At 69.6% G+C, this 296-nt stretch carries 1 protein-coding gene; it reads left to right on the top strand.

Features of this window, described 5'->3' with window-relative positions:
• A partial coding sequence (locus tag KWI83_RS37955) for an acyltransferase domain-containing protein (protein ID WP_218518910.1) occupies window positions 1-296 on the top strand: 296 nt, incomplete at both ends.

Raw genomic sequence — 296 nt, 5'->3', positions numbered from 1 at the left:
GGCCGGGTGGTGTTCGTGTTCCCGGGTCAGGGGGCGCAGTGGGTGGGGATGGCGGTGGATCTGCTGGGGTCCTCGGCGGTGTTCGCGGGGCGGATGGGTGAGTGTGCGGCGGCGTTGGAGCCGTTCGTGGGCTGGTCGTTGCTGGATGTGGTGCGGGGTGTGGAGGGTGCTCCGGGGCTGGAGCGGGTGGATGTGGTCCAGCCGGTGTTGTGGGCGGTGATGGTGTCGCTGGCGGAGGTGTGGCGTTCGTACGGTGTCGTGCCGTCCGCGGTGGTGGGTCATTCCCAGGGTGAGAT

This window comes from Streptomyces sp. TRM70350 (genome assembly GCF_019219825.1).
In the GTDB taxonomy this organism is placed as follows: domain Bacteria; phylum Actinomycetota; class Actinomycetes; order Streptomycetales; family Streptomycetaceae; genus Streptomyces.
This window is presented reverse-complemented; position numbering and strand designations above follow the sequence as displayed.